The organism is Cohnella luojiensis, assembly GCF_004564235.1.
Lineage (GTDB): Bacteria > Bacillota > Bacilli > Paenibacillales > Paenibacillaceae > Cohnella > Cohnella luojiensis.
The window spans coordinates 19,163-35,572 of record NZ_SOMN01000018.1 but is presented as its reverse complement, the minus strand read 5'-3'; the positions used below and the strand labels follow the sequence as shown (position 1 = coordinate 35,572).

The window sequence follows — 16,410 nt, the reverse complement described above, 5'->3', positions numbered from 1 at the left end:
CTCAAAAGTTGATCTACTTTTGAGAAAGCCTCTTTTAAGCTAAAGCTCCAAGTAGAGCTCTCATGCGAACGGGAATTTCGGCTCGAAGCTCATCCCAGGAGACGAAAGCGTCCGGAGCCCATTTGTGGGGCACGTAGTCGAAGGAGGGCTGGAAGCTGAAGGAGCGCATATGCTCTTCCGCAAGCCTGTCGATATCGGCTCCCGACTTGAATTGCCCCTTGAACATGGAAGGCTCCAGAACTCCTTCAATGCCTATTTCCGCCTGGCAGCAGGACTCGACGTTGGGAAGCAGTCGGAACACCTCTTCCAACGGTGACATGGCATGCTTGCCGGGTTGGACGAACAGCCGGACGCGCCCGTCTGCCGAGATATTGCTGCGGTCGCGCAGGAGGCCGAGGAGGTATCGCCCGTGAAAGCTGACTTCGCAGGACGCGATCTCTCCTTCGTGATCGACGTAAACCCAGACATGCTCCAAATCGTAAATATGCTGGATGTCGTAATCCCAATAGATTGCGTATTCGATAACCATTCGAATCTTATCGCGTTCGACTTGAATGTTTCTGTTGAACGAGGGGGAAGGAGCGGAAGACTCGAATACGGTAATTCCGACGCGAATAGGTTTAAATGGCTCAAGACGATCCATGTACAGCAACGGAGCAACGCGTAGCACGGTTTCCCAAAGCGGGTTTGAATCGGACATTGTCATGAAGGATAATCCTCCTTGAATTTTAGGATTGATTTGATAAGAGCTTCATTGTATGCTTAATTAAGCGCTTTACTAATTATTATATATAAACAGTAGTCGATTGAATACAATTAAAATGAATAAGCGCTTAACCCTAGCGTTGAGGAGGATATGATGAGTACAATCCGGTTAACGATGGCACAGGCGTTAGTAAGATTTTTGGATAATCAGTACATCTCGATCGACGGTACCGAAACGAAATTCATCGCGGGAGTCATGGGGATATTCGGCCACGGCAACGTGACGGGCATAGGAGAAGCGCTGGAACGAAGCCCGGGGAGCTTGGTTTACGTTCAAGGGAAGAACGAGCAAGGAATGGCGCATGCCGCCACCGCTTATTCCAAGCAGACGAATCGCAAACAGATTTATGCCTGCACGTCATCCATTGGGCCGGGTGCTTTGAATATGGTTACGGCGGCCGGGACGGCAACCGTTAACCGGATTCCGCTGCTGCTGCTTCCGGGAGACAACTTTGCGTCCAGGCAGCCGGATCCGGTATTGCAGCAACTCGAAGTAAGCGGCGATTACACGGTCTCGGCTACCGATTGCTTCAAGCCGGTCAGCAAATATTGGGACAGGATCGTTCGGCCCGAGCAATTAATGAGCGCGGCTCTGAACGCGATGAGGGTATTAACGGATCCGGCCGAGACGGGAACGGTTACTCTGGCTCTTCCGCAAGACGTTCAAGCGGAAGCTTACGATTATCCGGAAGCTTTTTTCGCGAAGCGCGTTCATGATATCGAACGTCGTTCCCCCGCTTCGGATCACGTCCGCCGAGCGGTGGAGTTGATCAAGTCCAAGAAAAGGCCTTTGCTCATCGCGGGCGGCGGCGTTCACTATGCCGATGCCACGGAGGAGCTGAAGGAATTCGTGGAACGGTTCGGGATCCCGGTTGCCGAGACGCAAGCGGGCAAGGGCGCATTATCCTGGAAGCATCCTCTGAACGTCGGAGGGATCGGAGTGACCGGAGGGCTTGCGGCCAACAAGCTGGCTAAGGAAGCGGACTTGATTATCGGCGTCGGTACGCGATATTCCGATTTCACGACGGCTTCCAAGTCGGCGTTCGTACACCCGGAAGCGCAATTCTTGAATATTAACGTGAATAGAATGGACTCCTCGAAGCTAGAGGGTACGGCATTAACCTCGGATGCGAAGGAAGCGCTTCGGGCGCTGATAGATGCCTTGTCGAAGGAGTCTTACAACGTTGCCTTTACAGACGGCGAGGTAGCGGGGTTAAAAGCGGAATGGGACAGCGAAGTGGATCGGCTGTACGCGCTCGAGTGGGATGGCGGGCTAGCCCAAACCCGGGCTCTGGGCGTCATTAACGAAACAATCGATGAGCGATCGGTCGTCGTCTGCGCCGCAGGAAGTCTGCCTGGCGATCTTCAGCGCCTGTGGAGGGTCGCCGAACCGAAAGGTTATCATCTAGAGTACGGGTTTTCCTGCATGGGCTATGAGGTAAGCGGGGCATTCGGCGCGGCATTGGCCGAGCCGGAACGCGAGGTTTACGCTCTCGTCGGAGACGGCAGCTATTTAATGCTTCACTCCGAATTGGTCACGAGCTTGCAGGAAAGAAAGAAATTCACGGTATTGCTCTTCGATAATCACGGCTATCAATGCATTCATAATTTGCAAAGAGGAAACGGCAGCGACGGGTTCGGCAACGAGTTCCGCTATCGCGAGCCGGATACGGGACGTTATACCGGCGAGCCCATGCCGATCGACTTCGCGGCGCATGCCCGCAGCCTGGGAGCAGCCGCGTATAAGGTAAGTACTGCGGAGGACCTTCGTCAAGCGCTGGTGAAGGCAAAGGAAGAAATCCGAACAACCTTAATCGAAATCGCGGTTGTCCCTGGGACGAATACGGACGGCTACGAATCCTGGTGGAACGTTGGCGTTCCCGCAGTATCCTCAAGCGACAAGGTTACCCAAGCGCATGCGGAGATGCAAAAACAACTTAACAAGGCGAAAGCTTATTAGGAGGATATCCAGATGCTGAAATTTCCTTTCCAATTGGGCGCGCATCCGATAAATTGGGTCGGCGAGGACGTCAAAGAGCACGGGGACGATACGACCTATGAGCGGATTTTGGACGATATACAAGCATTAGGGTTAACGGGTACGGAGATGGGGCGCAAGTTTCCTACGGACATCGAAGCGCTCAAGGAGGAGCTGTCCAAGCGCGATATTCAGCTCGTTTCCCAGTGGAAATCCGTTTTGTTTTCCGATCCCGCCTATCGGGAGAGCGAGCTTGCCGCCTATTTAGAGCATGTAAAGTTTCTGAAGGAAATGGGCAGCACGGTCATCAGTACCTGCGAGGTTGGCGGTTCTTTGCACTTCGACCCAAGGCGAACGCCTCATGAAAGTGAAGTGTTAAGGCTGGACGAAGCGGGTTGGAGCAGCTTGGCCGAAGGGTTGAACGCCGCGGGACGAATTGCGCGGGAATACGGGTTGAAGCTGACGTACCACCACCACGGGGGCACCGTCGTCGAACGGCCCGAAGAAATCGATAAGCTGATGGAATTGACGGACCCTGAATACGTATTCCTGCTTTTCGATTCCGGCCATGCGCATTATGGCGGGGCGAATCCTCTAGACGTGTTGCGAAAGCATTACGACCGCATCGCATACATTCATCTTAAGGACGTTCGGCGCGAGAAGCTTGAACGGGCGAGAGCCGACCATTCCGATTTCGTCACCTGCATTCGTAACGGGGTGTTTACCGTGCCCGGGGACGGCTGCATAGATTTTCGTCCGATCATCGGAGAGCTCATCGAAAGGGATTACAGAGGATGGGCTTTGCTCGAAGGAGAACAGGATCCGGCAGAGCATCCCGCGCGCGAGTATGCGAGCCGGGCAATACGGTACTTAGAGTCCTTGCTCCTAGAAAAGGCGGGTGACAGAGGGTGACCTATGTTTCTTTCCCTGCGGACAGAAGCTTCGATTTCACGGCGATCGGGAGATTGTGCATCGATTTGAACGCGAACGAAATCAACCGGCCGATGGAGCAAACGATGACCTTTACGAAGTATGTCGGCGGGTCTCCGGCAAACATCGCGATCGGCATGAGCAGATTAGGCCTCAAGACGGCATTCATAGGGAAGATCGCGGACGATCAAATGGGACGGTTCATTAGCGGCTATCTGCGCGATAACGGAATCGATACGGGAAACGTCGTCACGGATAAGACGGGAGCGGTGACTGGACTCGCTTTTACGGAAATCAAGAGTCCTACAGATTGCAGTATCCTCATGTACCGGGATAACGTCGCGGATCTGAAGCTAAGCCCCAACGAGGTAAGCGAAGAGTTGATCGCGGGGAGCAAAATGCTGCTGATTTCGGGTACGGCGCTTGCCGCCAGCCCTTCCCGCGAAGCGGTATTTTTGGCGCTCGATTATGCCCGCAAGCATGGAACGGTCGTCGTGTTCGACGTCGATTACCGTCCGTATACTTGGGGGTCTCCGGAGGAAACGGCAATCTACTACAATCTGGCCGCGGAGAAGAGCGACATTATCGTGGGCACGCGCGAAGAGTTCGACAGCATGGAAAGGTTCGAGCGCAATCCGCGGCGAATCGACCGGTATACGGCCGATAAGTGGCTTAATCATTCCGCTAGCATCGTCATTATCAAACACGGCAAAGAAGGCTCGATTGCATACACGAAGGACGGGTTGGAGCACAGGGCCAAGTCTTATCCGGCTAAGGTCGTCAAGACTTTCGGCGCGGGAGATTCCTATGCGGCGGGTTTCCTGTACGGCGTTTCGTCCGGATGGACGATCGAGAGAAGCATGGAATTCGGCAGCGCGGCTGCCTGCATCGTCATCTCGAGCCATAGCTGCTCCGACGCGATGCCTACCGCGGAACAAGTGGAAGACTATATTAAACGCTGCGATCGCGGAGAAATTACGGCAGGATAATGGACGGCGAATGGTCTAATAAAAATCGGAAAAGAGGGAACAAGATGACAACGATACTGAAAAACTGGATCGGCGGACAATGGGTCGACGCGGCTGCCGAACAATTCGAGAATGTCTACAATCCCGCGACGGAGGAAATATTGGCGTCGGTTCCGCTATCTACGCAAGCGGACGTCGATCTTGCGGTTGCAACCGCAAGGGAAGCATTCGAGAGCTGGAGCCGGACGCCGGTTCCGCGCCGGGCGCGAATCCTGTTCAAATACCAGCAGCTTCTCGTAGAGCATTGGGATGAGCTTGCGCGGCTCGTTACGCTCGAGAACGGAAAAAGCTTCGGCGAGGCGCACGGCGAAGTGCTGCGGGGCATCGAATGCGTCGAATTCGCCGCAGGCGCGCCATCGCTTATGATGGGCAAGCAGCTTCCCGACATTGCCACGAACATCGAATCGGGCATGTATCGCTACCCTATCGGAGTCGTAGGGGGAATTACGCCTTTTAACTTTCCGATGATGGTGCCTTGCTGGATGTTTCCTCTGGCCATCGCTTGCGGGAACACGTTCGTCTTGAAGCCGTCGGAGCGCACGCCTCTTCTAGCGAATCGGCTTGCAGAGCTGTTCCATGAAGCGGGATTGCCCGCCGGCGTGCTTAATCTCGTGCATGGCGCCCGCGACGTGGTGAACGGAATCCTGACGCATCCTAAAGTTCAGGCAGTGTCTTTCGTAGGCTCGCAGCCTGTCGCCGAGTACGTATATAAAACCGCAACCGCGAACGGCAAGAGGGTTCAGGCGCTCGCGGGCGCTAAAAACCATTCCATCGTCCTTCCAGACGCGGATCTCGAGCTCGCGGTCAAAGAAATCGTGAACGCGGCTTTCGGATCGGCGGGCGAGCGCTGCATGGCTTGCGCCGTCGTCATCGCCGTGGGCGAGGTCGGCGACGAGCTGGTGAGCAGATTGTCCGATGCCGCCGACAAGATCACGATCGGCAACGGCTTGGAGCAAGGAATTTTCCTCGGTCCGGTTATCCGGGCATCGCATAAGGAACGGACCCTTGGTTATATCGAGTCCGGCGAAACGGAAGGCGGAGTAATGGTTAGGGACGGACGCAAGGATCCGGCGGTCGCTTCGGACGGCTATTTCGTAGGTCCTACCATTTTCGACCGAGTGAGCAGCGAGATGAAAATCTGGAAGGACGAAATCTTCGCGCCAGTCCTCTCGGTGATGAGAGTCGATACGCTTGAAGAAGCGATAGAGCTGGCGAACCGCTCGGAATTCGCGAACGGGGCTTGCTTGTTCACGAGTAACGGCAGCAGCGTTCGCCAATTCCGGGAGACGATCGACGCAGGCATGTTGGGCATTAATCTAGGCGTTCCGGCACCGATGGCCTTTTTCCCGTTCTCGGGATGGAAGAAGTCTTTCTACGGCGATCTGCATGCGAACGGAACGGACGGCGTGGAGTTCTACACCCGCAAAAAAATGGTGACCGCACGCTGGTAAAAACAGCCGCTCGGCGAAAAAACGCATAATCGGCAGCTCGGATAGAGCGGAAGCGAGGGACTATGAGCAAAATTAAAATCGGAATCATCGGCGCGGGACGGATCGGAAAAATCCATGCCGACAATATGCTAAGAGCATCCAAGGTCGAGATTGTCGCGATCAGCGATCTCTATGCCGGCGATGAGTTGCAAGAGTGGGCTGAAGCCAGGGGGATTGCTACGGTCACCCGGGACAGCGAAGCGATTTTGTCGGATCCGGACATAGACGCGGTCATTATATGTTCTTCCACGGATACGCACGTGCCGCTTATTAAACGTGCCGCGCAACAGGGCAAACATATCTTTTGCGAGAAACCGATCAGCATGGACGTCCGGCTAACGGAGGAAGCGCTTGAAGAAGTACGCAAAGCGGGCGTACAGCTGCAAGTCGGGTTTAACCGAAGGTTCGACCATAATTTCAAACGGGTTCGCGAGCATGTTCGGGCGGGTGCGATAGGCGAGCCTCAAGTCGTCAAGATCACGTCGCGCGATCCCTCGCCGCCACCCGAGGAGTATATCAAGGTGTCGGGCGGTATTTTCATCGATATGATGATCCATGATTTCGACATGGCGCGTTTTCTGTCAGGCAGCGAGGTCGAAGAGGTTTACGCGCAAGGCAGCGTATTGGTGGATCCGGTATTTGCCGAGCATGGCGACGTGGATACGGCTATCGTTTCGCTTCGCTTCGAGAACGGAGCCATCGGCGTTATCGATTGCAGCCGCAAGGCGGTATACGGATACGATCAACGCGCCGAGGTATTCGGTTCCAAGGGAGCCGTGTCGGCTGCCAACGACTTTCCGAGTACGGCGGTTCTTAGCACGGAGAACGGAGTATGGAGCGACAAGCCGCTGCATTTCTTCTTAGAGCGTTATAACCAAGCCTATATCGAAGAAACCGAATTGTTCATCGATTGTTTGTCGAATGGCAAACCCGTCCCGGTTGATGGGCAAGATGGCAGGCAAGCGGAAAGAATCGCATTGGCGGCGAAGCTGTCCCATCAGCTTCGGCGTCCGGTTAAGCTTACGGAGATCGAGGAATTAAGGAAAGGGGTTTGAAGCGGATGCCTCAATTGACTGTAAGTCCTCAAGACAAGCCGTTGCAAAACGGGCTGCTGCTGTCTATCACGCCCGAAACCGCGGGCTGGAGCTATGTCGGATTTGAGATATACCGGTTGGAAGTCGGCCAGAAGCTGAGACAGGCGACCGGCGACCAAGAGGTTTGCTTGGTTCTATTAAGCGGCAAAGCCCATGTAACGACCGCGGATAACTCGTGGACGAATATCGGGAGCCGGATGAGCGTCTTTGAGCAGACGCCGCCTTATTCGGTTTACGTGCCGAACGAAAACCGCTTCGAGGTGGAAGCGACGACGGTGCTGGAGCTGGCGGTCTGCAAGGCGCCGGGGCGCGGAAACCACGTCTCGCGTCTGATCGCGCCAGGTGCGGTTGGCGTCGAGGTTCGCGGCAATGGGAATACGCAAAGGTTTATTCATAATATATTACCGGAGCAAGAGCCCGCGGACAGCTTGCTTGTCGTGGAAGTGTTCACTCCGGAAGGCCATTGGTCCAGCTACCCTCCCCACAAGCATGATCGCGACGCGCTTCCGCACGAGTCGTTGCTGGAGGAAACGTACTATTTTCGCGTGCAGCCCGACCAAGGGTTCGCAATTCAGCGAGTGTACACCGACGACAGGTCTCTAGATGAGGCGTTCGCCGTGAAGGACGGGCAGGCGGTGCTCGTACCGAAAGGGTATCATCCCGTTTCCGCGCCGCCGGGATACGACGTTTATTATTTGAACGTAATGGCGGGGCCGACCCGCAAGTGGAAGTTTCATAACGATCCGGAGCATGAATGGATAACGGGAAAATGAAAACTACGACGATATACGATGTCGCCAAGGAAGCGGGAGTTTCGATCGCCTCCGTCTCCAACGCGATTAACGGCAAGGGGAATATAAGCAAGAAGAAACGCGAAGAGATATTCAAGGTCATGGAGCGTCTGCAGTATCAGCCGAGCGTGATCGCTTCCGCCTTAATGGGCAAGAAGACGTTTACGTTGGGGCTGCTTATCCCTGACGTCTCCAACCCCTTTTTCTCTGAAATCGCGCGGTCCGTAGAGGATCTGGCCCATCATGCGGGTTATAGCGTAATTGTTTGCAGTACGGATAACAAAGACGAACGCGTCGAGAAGTATATCCGTTTGTTGGAGCAGAAGAGCGTAGACGGCATCATTATCGGTACGGGCGTCGAAAATACGGAAATTTTACTGCAGCTGGCAGAGAAGTCCGTTCCGATCATCATGATCGCCAGGGAAGTTTCCGCCATGTCGGTTCACAGCGTGCTGACGGATGATTTCAAGGGCGGTTCACTTGCGGCTCAACACCTGCTTAAGCTCGGCCACAGCCGGATGGCGGTTTTGTCGGAAAACTTCAAGGTCAGCAGCAGTGTCGAGAGGGTAAAAGGCTTTAAGTTCGCGTTATTCGAAGCGGGCCTGGCCATTGAGGCGGATGATATTCTCTCTTGCGAATCCACGATCAAAGACGGCAAAAGGGCGGCCGCCGAACTTATTCGTCGCGGCAATAGCCCGACCGCGCTGTTTTGCGTCAACGACATGCTGGCAATCGGAGCGCTTCAAGCGGCGAAGGAAGCGGGGGTACGCGTTCCGGAGGAGCTCTCGGTCATCGGGTTCGATAATACGATCCTTTCCACCGTTACCAATCCCATGCTTACGACGATCGCACAACCGATGGAGCAGATGGTGAAGCTGGCATTCGATTTATTGATTAGTCATTCGGAGCAGGAAGATACCATCAAGCAACGAATCGTAATGCAGCCTGAATTGATCGTTCGGGAGTCCACTTCAAAGCCTAAATTATGAACGCATAGATGAGGTGAAACGGTGAAACTTCAATATGATAAACCAGCCGTCGCTTGGACGGAAGCGCTCCCTATCGGAAACGGCCGTCTCGGCGCCATGATATTCGGAGGAGTAGAGAAGGAACGCATCGCTCTTAACGAGGACACCTTATGGTCAGGGTTTCCGAGAGATTGGAATAATTCCGGGGCTAGAAAGGTTTTGCCTCGCGTACGGCAATTGTTGCAAGAAGGCAAGTATGAGGAAGCGGATCGTCTGTGCAAAGAGATGATGGGTCCGTATACGCAATCCTATCTGCCGTTCGGCGATTTGCAGCTTCGTTTCGACCACGGCTGCGTTTTCCATTCCTATCGGCGGACGCTCGATTTGGAGAACGCATTGTCCGGCGCGGAATATTGGATCGGCGACGTGAAATACACGCGGGAAATATTCGCCTCCCATCCGGATCAAGTCATCGTTGTTCGACTGGAAGCAAGCGAGTCCGGCGCGTTAGACTTTCATGCCCGATTGGACAGTCCGCTTCGTTATGCGACTTCGGTGTCCGGTCAGCGGTTCATCATGCGGGGAATTGCTCCCGAGCAAGTGGATCCCAGTTACTACAACACGAATAAGCCGATTGTCTATGGAGATCCGTTGAATACGGAAGCGATGCGATTCGAGGGATGTCTCTATGCCGATTCCGAAGATGGCAAAGTAACCGTTGACGCGGATGGCATTCATGCGCAGGGGTGCACCCGGGTAACCCTCTATTTTAGTGCGGCTACTAGCTTTAACGGGTTTGATCGGTTCCCGGGCAGCGAGGGGAAGAATGCCGGATTGCTGGCGGCGGCATCGTTGGACCAAGCAATTCTAAAGCCATACGAGAATTTAAGGGAAAGTCACGTCTCTGATTATCGTTCTCTCTTTGACCGGGTCGAGCTTCGCCTAGGCAAGCATTCAGCACCTGAGGAATTATCCACGGTCAGCCGGATATCCTCTTATGGCGCGAATGACCCTGGGCTCGTGGAGCTGCTATTTCAATATGGCCGGTATTTGATGATCGCAAGCTCCAGGCCCGGGACGCAACCCGCGAATCTTCAGGGCATATGGAACGAGTCTACCCGGGCGCCATGGAGCAGCAATTGGACGCTTAATATCAATGCGCAGATGAACTACTGGCCGGCAGAGACGGCCAATTTGGCAGAATGTCATACTCCGCTGTTGGTGTATACTCGCAATTTGTCCGAGAACGGTAAAAAAACGGCCGAGACGAACTACGGTACCCGCGGCTGGACGGCCCACCATAACGCGGATATATGGGCTCAGACCGCTCCCGTTGGCGATTACGGAGATGGAGACGCGATATGGGTCTTTTGGCCGATGGGCGGGGTATGGCTAGCCCAGCATTTGTGGGAGCATTTCGTCTTCGGCAGGGACGAGACCTATTTACGGGAACATGCTTACCCTGTGATGAAAGAAGCCGCGTTATTCTGCCTGGATTGGCTGATCGAAGACAGTGAAGGCCGCTTAATTACCTCTCCTTCCACATCCCCGGAACATAAATTCAGGACGTCGGAAGGCGTATTCGGTTTAAGCGTTGCGACAACGATGGATATGTCGCTCATCTGGGATCTGTTCACGAATTGCATGGAAGCAACGCAATTCCTCGATGCCGACAAAGGGTTCGGAGAGGAATTGGCTCAAGCGAGAGATCGTCTCTTTCCGATGCAAATCGGCAGATTCGGGCAGCTGCAGGAATGGTATAAGGACTTCGAGGACGAGGATCGGCACCATCGCCACGTAAGCCATCTTTTCGGCGTTTATCCGGGAAGACAGTTAACGGAGCGGACGACGCCCGAGCTGTTCGTGGCAGCGAGGCAATCGCTCGAAAGACGGGGAGACGACGGAACCGGTTGGAGCCTTGGATGGAAAATCGGGTTATGGGCCAGATTCGGAGACGGTAACCGGTCATGGCAGCTTATCTCCAATCTGCTTAATCTCGTTAAAGAAAACGAGGACCTGAACTACCAGCACGGAGGCGTATACGCCAACTTGTTCGATGCTCATCCGCCGTTTCAAATCGACGGCAATTTCGCCGCGACATCCGGCATCGCAGAGATGTTGCTGCAGTCGCATCAAGATTACCTTCAGTTGCTTCCATCTCTTCCCGATGCATGGCAAGAGGGGCGAGTTAAGGGGTTGCGGGCACGCGGCGGATTCGAGGTGGATATGAGCTGGGAAAAAGGCAAGCTAACGGATGCGGAAATCCGTTCGATTCACGGAGGGGTCTGCGCGGTATACGGCGTCGATTCGTTGGTCGTAACGGAAGACGGACAGCCGGTTTCGATCGATAGGGACATAAACGCGGACGGCGTAATTCGATTTAAGACAGCGGCAGGACAGAAGTTCAGAGTTTCGAGGGAGTCAGGGCTATGAGCGAGAAGAAACTAATCCTATTCCTGGACAGCGGCGACACGATCGTCAATGAAGAAACGGAAATCAGGGACGATGAGGGAATCGTAATCAGCGCTAGCCTCATTCCGGGTTCGGATGTCATGGTGAGAACCCTCTTCGAGAGGGGATACAAGCTTGTGCTGGTCGCGGATGGCGATGCGCAGTCGTTCAAGAACGTATTCACCCAGCATGGTCTTTACGATTATTTCTCCGCCATGATCTATTCGGAAAATATTAAAGCCTCCAAACCAAGTCCGCGCATGTTTAAGGCGGCGGCGGGGGCTCTTGAGCTGAACGAGGAAGATTACTCCCGAATCGTGATGGTCGGCAACAATCTAAGCCGCGATATCAAAGGCGCGAACGCGCTCGGCATCACGAGCGTATTTCTTAGTTGGACGTCAAGGTATCCCCACATTCCTGCTGACGAAAGCGAGCGTCCCGTTCATACGATACGCGAACCGCTCGACTTGTTGGACTTGGTAGAACAGTTAAACGATAGCTTGCTTGAGGTTTCGTAACTTGGCCGGATGTAACGGAGTGAACGATTGGAAATTTGCTACTTGAGGTTGGATGTGGTATGATAAGGATATTGAAATTATGACCTAATTCACATAGCGTAGAGGGTTATTGTTTTGGGCTTAATAACCTTGTACGATATGTGAATTTTTTATTTCTAATAAAATAAGAAGGTCATGTAAATATAATTAAGGTGGTAATTAGAATGGAAACAGGTACAGTGAAATGGTTTAACGCGGACAAGGGCTTTGGCTTTATCGAAGTTGAAGGCGGAAACGACGTATTCGTACATTTCAGCGCGATCGTTGGCGACGGCTACAAATCATTGGACGAAGGCCAACGCGTTGAATTTAATGTCGTACAGGGCAATCGCGGAGCTCAAGCCGAGAATGTCGTAAAACTGTAAATAAGAGCATCGTGCCCCGAACATCTCGTTTGGGGCATTTTTAATCGCTATTTCGAATCCAGAATGGGAAGAGGGATGCACGTGTATTATTCTCGGAAAAAACTGCTGGAAGATTTACCGGAAGAATTAACCGCAATTTGGTCATGTTCCGATAAGAACTGCAAGGGTTGGATGAGGGATAATTTCGCTTTCTCCAAAGCTCCCGTATGCTTCCAATGTCATTCCGCGATGTTCAAAAACGAGAGAATGCTAGCCGCGGTAGTGAATACAAGCCCCAACCAGTTCAAACAATGAAAACTCTAATCCGCCATCATTAAAGCCAGCCGCAAGAGGCTGGCTTTTTGCGTGGATTTTAACTTTTAAACGCCATCCAAAGTCCGTTCGCCCGTCAAGTACTTCTCGGTTAATATGGACAGAAGTTGAATGCCGACCTCATTATGTCCGCCTTCAGGGATGATCAGGTCGGCATATTTCTTGGACGGCTCGATAAACGCCTCATGCATCGGTTTGACCGAATTCAAATATTGGTGATGGATCGACTGGATCGAACGGCCTCGTTCCTCGATATCCCGAAGCACCCTACGGAGGATGCGGACATCCGGGTCGGTATCTACGAACACCTTGATATATAACATCTTCCGGATATTTTCGTCGGACAGAACATGGAGCCCTTCGAGAATGATGATATTGTTCGGCTTGAGCTCTAAAGTCTCGACGGTCGAACGGGCATGGACCGTGTAGTCATAAACCGGAGCGTAAGCGGGTTGACCGCTTTTAAGAAGATGAAGATGCTCAATTAACAGCTCGTTGTCAAAGACGAGCGGATGATCATAATTGATCGCTTCGCGTTCGGACATGCTAAGATGCTTATGGTCTTTATAGTAGCTATCTTGGGATATGAACGTCACTTTGTCCGGTCCAAGACGGTCAATGACGGAGCGCGCAACCGTTGTTTTACCGGAGCCGGTGCCCCCGGCGATACCAATAATGATCATGCTGATTCCATAAACCTCCTTGAGATGATTCCCATTGCAATTCCAGTATTGTAGCACAGTCGTTGCATTTATTCACCTCGACCGCGCAACAACGATGCGACGAAGCTGGTTAAATGAAAAAGTCGACCATTGGGTCGGCTTTTTGGCGGGAGATCGCGGAGGCATTTGTCTGGAAGCGGGGGCTGTCGGAATGGTCGTGGGCTTCATGCTGATTATTACTCACGCTTATCAAGCACTGCCGTTCCTGGGGATGATTATCCTCGGATCCCTCTTCCTCGGTTATGTCCGATTGCAGGAGCTGATGTTCCGCAAATCGAAATAAGGAGCTGTCCCATAAGCGATTCGCTTTTGGAAACAGCTCCTTTGCGCGTTATGCTAGCAGTTTCTCGATAGGTCCCCAGTAGTTGGCATGCCAACCGGATGCGAGATGTTCGCCTTGCCCTTCGGGGAACCCGATGTGATCGAACCGGAGCAAGGTATCGGAGCCTTGCTGCGTTAACTCGAATCTAGCGATCGAATATACGCCTTCCTCCCAGTTCGCTGCACGCCAGGCTTGTACGATACGCTCGTTCGGTACCAGTTCGATATTGCGTCCAACGATCATGCCTCCGAAACAAGAGAACGTGCCGCCTGCTTCCGGGTTGATGTCGGCCGGAGCGCCGCCGGTAGCCTTACTGAATTGTTCGCTGCTAATGAGAACACCATACACGCTAGCAGGGCTTGCTTTGAATGTAATTTCCTGATGAATTGCTGCGGTCATTTTTACGCACCCGCCTTCAATTGCTCGTCCTTGTTCATTAACCATTGCTCCAGCATCTCGACGGTCATGCTCTTAAGCATATCCGAGTGATCCTGAATGGCATGAAACCACATTGCGGCTTCTACTTTGTATTTGTTTTCGTCCGATGCGGCGAATCCGCAGTTGCAAGTAAGTGTAGTCATATGAAGTAAGTCTCCTTTAGTAATAATATTTTATATTAATTAATGCATAGCCTGTTCCGACCAAGGATCGATGCCGGGATCTTGGCCTTGAGCGAAAGATTGAATACGAGCCATATAATGCGTCCATCCTTGTTGATGGGAAGCGATTTCCGATTCCGGCAGATCGTAATGAGTCAATTGCAGGAGGGTGCCGTTACCTTTGGGCGTCATCCTAAATTCGACTGTGCTGGAACCGGGAGGTACGATTTTCGATTTCTCCCAGCCCCATGTCATCACGATTTTCTCGTTGGGGATAATCTCCTTATATTCTCCCATCGCAATGTCGCTGCCATTGACATCGATGCGGTATTTGCCGCCGATGCTCGGCTCGAGCAGAACATGGCGCCCCATCCAACGAACCAATTTGTCAGGGTCGGTAAAGAACGAGAATAACGTCTCCGTACGGCATTCGATAAAGATTTCTTTCGTGATCGTGTTCGTGTTCGTGTCACTGCTGTGGTTTGGATTCATGATTTCTCCTTTCTTCCTCTTCGGCGGCTTCTTTCAGACGAATCAAGCTATCATCCCAGAAGCTCTCGATATATTGTTTCAATTCTGCGAACCCTTCCCTCCTTAGACCATAAAATCGTTTGGTGCCTGCCCTTCTAACGACGACGAGTCCTGCCTCCTCAAGAACTTTAAGATGCTGCGAAATAGCCGGCGCGGAAATATCGAAATGCGATGCGATGGCGCTAGAGGTGAGTTCCCCGTCACGGACGAGATATAGAATATCCCGGCGCCTTGGTTCCGTTATGGCATGAATGGCTTGATTGATCATGAAGTTAATTTAGCACACACTTAATTAAGTGTCAACTTAAATAAAGCTTGCCAAATGTCTAAGCCTGTTATATTCTGACCTGGAGCTATATTATCGATACGCAACAAAAGCGATATAGAAAGGAGCTTTTTCGATGTCCAAAGCACGCCCCGATGAGGAGTCTAAGGCTTTGTTCGCAGCCGTTGCACCCTTAGACCCTCGAGTTAAAATAAAGCCGATGTTCGGATCTCTGGCAGGCTTCATTAATGGTAATATGTTTACCGGCTTATATGGACAAGACATATTTGTCCGTTTACCGGAAGACCAGCGGCAACTGTTGCTTCAAGCAGGCGCGACAGAGTTTTCGCCGATGCCGGGAAGACCGATGAAGGAATACGTCGCGGTACCCGAAGAGTGGCGGCAAGATCCGGATAAGATAAGGGAACTGATCGATCAGTCGCTAACATGGGCGGAGACTTTGCCCGAGAAGTTGCCTGCTAAGAAATCAAGTAAAAAGTAAGGATAACTAACATGCTTCCGCATAAAATGCCCCAAAAGCCGACCTTCGGGATCGGCTTTTTGTTGTTCCTCTGCATAGGTTCCTACATTATGGAAAACCTAAGTTGATGTTGCAAAAGAATAGGAGATGTGTTAGTTTAGATTTAGTTAGTAATTGATCAATCACTAACAAGAGTGAAATTATCCGATAAAGGAGGATGGAACCATGACCCCAAGTCCTACAACTTCAGTTAACCGTCGAGCCGATATTGTATCCGCCGCCATCGAAGTATTCGCGGAAATCGGCTATTATCGGGCCACGACAGCCAAAGTCGCAGAACGGGCGCAAATATCCCAGCCCTATGTTTTTCGGTTTTTCGCAACGAAAGAAGCTTTGTTGAAAGAAGCTCTTGAAGTATCATGGACTCGCATGCTCGACGCTTTTAGCGCGGTTATCGTGACGGTAAGTCCCGATCAACTGGAACAAGAGCTCGTAGAGGCTTACGCGCGGATTATGAAGTCTTACGAAAATGAAACGCTGCTTCAAATGCAGGCACAAACGATTAAGGAAGAGGCTATCGTGGAGGTTATGCAGAAGGGCTTTCGGGACGTGCGTAAGGTGGTGTTGGATGCTTTCAAGCAAGCGGGCTTCGAGAATCCGGAAGAGAGAACATTTATTTTCATTGCCAGAGGGATGCTGTGCAATATTTCAATGGCGCTGTCTTTACCGGAATTAATGCTTGCGAAAGAATAAGCCGATTT

Annotated in this window: 20 protein-coding genes; 14 read left to right on the top strand and 6 right to left on the bottom strand. The window is 52.4% G+C overall.

Features of this window, described 5'->3' with window-relative positions:
- Positions 1-34: 34 nt before the first annotated feature.
- Complete coding sequence (locus tag E2980_RS13325; RefSeq protein WP_240703022.1) at positions 35-706, bottom strand: hypothetical protein; 672 nt, start codon at positions 704-706, stop codon at positions 35-37.
- Positions 707-859: 153 nt separating this feature from the next.
- On the opposite strand from E2980_RS13325, the gene iolD reads away from it, so the two are divergent.
- The 11 genes from iolD (at position 860) to E2980_RS13270 (ending at position 12,711) form a co-directional block, all read left to right on the top strand.
- On the top strand, positions 860-2,725 hold the full coding sequence (iolD, locus tag E2980_RS13320; RefSeq protein WP_135152674.1) for a 3D-(3,5/4)-trihydroxycyclohexane-1,2-dione acylhydrolase (decyclizing): 1,866 nt from the start codon (positions 860-862) through the stop codon (positions 2,723-2,725).
- 12 nt (positions 2,726-2,737) lie between these two features.
- A complete protein-coding gene (gene iolE, locus E2980_RS13315; protein ID WP_135152673.1) occupies positions 2,738-3,655 on the top strand; it encodes a myo-inosose-2 dehydratase in 918 nt (305 codons plus the stop codon).
- Positions 3,652-4,662: a 5-dehydro-2-deoxygluconokinase gene (iolC, locus tag E2980_RS13310; protein ID WP_135152672.1), complete on the top strand. Its 1,011-nt coding sequence runs from the start codon at positions 3,652-3,654 to the stop codon at positions 4,660-4,662. The genes iolE and iolC overlap by 4 nt, the downstream gene beginning before the upstream one ends.
- A 44-nt stretch (positions 4,663-4,706) precedes the next feature.
- Complete coding sequence (locus tag E2980_RS13305) at positions 4,707-6,152, top strand: CoA-acylating methylmalonate-semialdehyde dehydrogenase (protein ID WP_135152671.1); 1,446 nt, start codon at positions 4,707-4,709, stop codon at positions 6,150-6,152.
- 62 nt (positions 6,153-6,214) lie between these two features.
- On the top strand, positions 6,215-7,246 hold the full coding sequence (gene iolG / locus E2980_RS13300; RefSeq protein ID WP_135152670.1) for an inositol 2-dehydrogenase: 1,032 nt from the start codon (positions 6,215-6,217) through the stop codon (positions 7,244-7,246).
- A 5-nt stretch (positions 7,247-7,251) separates the two neighbouring features.
- Positions 7,252-8,058: a 5-deoxy-glucuronate isomerase gene (gene iolB / locus E2980_RS13295; RefSeq protein ID WP_135152669.1), complete on the top strand. Its 807-nt coding sequence runs from the start codon at positions 7,252-7,254 to the stop codon at positions 8,056-8,058.
- The gene (locus E2980_RS13290) at positions 8,055-9,065 is read left to right on the top strand and encodes a LacI family DNA-binding transcriptional regulator (protein ID WP_135152668.1); all 1,011 of its coding nucleotides are present in this window, start codon (positions 8,055-8,057) and stop codon (positions 9,063-9,065) included. Before iolB ends, E2980_RS13290 begins: the two co-directional genes overlap by 4 nt.
- Before the next feature lie 21 nt (positions 9,066-9,086).
- On the top strand, positions 9,087-11,477 hold the full coding sequence (locus E2980_RS13285) for a glycoside hydrolase family 95 protein (protein WP_135152667.1): 2,391 nt from the start codon (positions 9,087-9,089) through the stop codon (positions 11,475-11,477).
- Positions 11,474-12,013 (top strand): HAD family hydrolase, encoded by a 540-nt coding sequence (locus E2980_RS13280; protein WP_135152666.1) that lies wholly within the window; start codon positions 11,474-11,476, stop codon positions 12,011-12,013. Before E2980_RS13285 ends, E2980_RS13280 begins: the two co-directional genes overlap by 4 nt.
- A gap of 203 nt (positions 12,014-12,216) precedes the next feature.
- Complete coding sequence (locus E2980_RS13275; RefSeq protein ID WP_135152665.1) at positions 12,217-12,417, top strand: cold-shock protein; 201 nt, start codon at positions 12,217-12,219, stop codon at positions 12,415-12,417.
- A gap of 81 nt (positions 12,418-12,498) precedes the next feature.
- Positions 12,499-12,711, top strand: a complete 213-nt coding sequence (locus E2980_RS13270) for a cold-shock protein (protein ID WP_135152720.1) — start codon at positions 12,499-12,501, stop codon at positions 12,709-12,711.
- A 65-nt stretch (positions 12,712-12,776) separates the two neighbouring features.
- Here the strand turns inward: E2980_RS13270 and udk are convergent, their stop codons facing one another.
- Positions 12,777-13,412: a uridine kinase gene (gene udk, locus E2980_RS13265; protein WP_135152664.1), complete on the bottom strand. Its 636-nt coding sequence runs from the start codon at positions 13,410-13,412 to the stop codon at positions 12,777-12,779.
- A gap of 94 nt (positions 13,413-13,506) precedes the next feature.
- On the opposite strand from udk, the gene E2980_RS13260 reads away from it, so the two are divergent.
- Positions 13,507-13,734 carry a hypothetical protein gene (locus tag E2980_RS13260; RefSeq protein ID WP_135152663.1) on the top strand — a complete coding sequence of 76 codons (228 nt, stop codon included), beginning with the start codon at positions 13,507-13,509 and terminating at the stop codon, positions 13,732-13,734.
- A gap of 48 nt (positions 13,735-13,782) precedes the next feature.
- On the opposite strand, the gene E2980_RS13255 is transcribed toward E2980_RS13260, so the two are convergent.
- From E2980_RS13255 to E2980_RS13240, 4 genes are read right to left on the bottom strand one after another with little or no spacing between them, the layout of a single operon-like run.
- Entirely contained in the window at positions 13,783-14,172 is a 390-nt protein-coding gene (locus tag E2980_RS13255; protein WP_135152662.1) for an SRPBCC family protein, read from the bottom strand.
- Positions 14,173-14,174: 2 nt separating this feature from the next.
- Entirely contained in the window at positions 14,175-14,354 is a 180-nt protein-coding gene (locus E2980_RS13250) for a hypothetical protein (RefSeq protein ID WP_135152661.1), read from the bottom strand.
- Positions 14,355-14,393: 39 nt separating this feature from the next.
- Positions 14,394-14,864: an SRPBCC family protein gene (locus tag E2980_RS13245; protein WP_135152660.1), complete on the bottom strand. Its 471-nt coding sequence runs from the start codon at positions 14,862-14,864 to the stop codon at positions 14,394-14,396.
- A complete protein-coding gene (locus E2980_RS13240) occupies positions 14,842-15,171 on the bottom strand; it encodes an ArsR/SmtB family transcription factor (RefSeq protein ID WP_135152659.1) in 330 nt (109 codons plus the stop codon). Before E2980_RS13240 ends, E2980_RS13245 begins: the two co-directional genes overlap by 23 nt.
- Before the next feature lie 133 nt (positions 15,172-15,304).
- Between E2980_RS13240 and E2980_RS13235 the strand changes: the two genes are divergently transcribed.
- Both E2980_RS13235 and E2980_RS13230 read left to right on the top strand, forming a co-directional pair.
- A complete protein-coding gene (locus tag E2980_RS13235) occupies positions 15,305-15,670 on the top strand; it encodes a TfoX/Sxy family protein (RefSeq protein WP_135152658.1) in 366 nt (121 codons plus the stop codon).
- A gap of 204 nt (positions 15,671-15,874) precedes the next feature.
- Positions 15,875-16,402: a TetR/AcrR family transcriptional regulator gene (locus tag E2980_RS13230; RefSeq protein ID WP_135152657.1), complete on the top strand. Its 528-nt coding sequence runs from the start codon at positions 15,875-15,877 to the stop codon at positions 16,400-16,402.
- Positions 16,403-16,410: the final 8 nt, after the last annotated feature.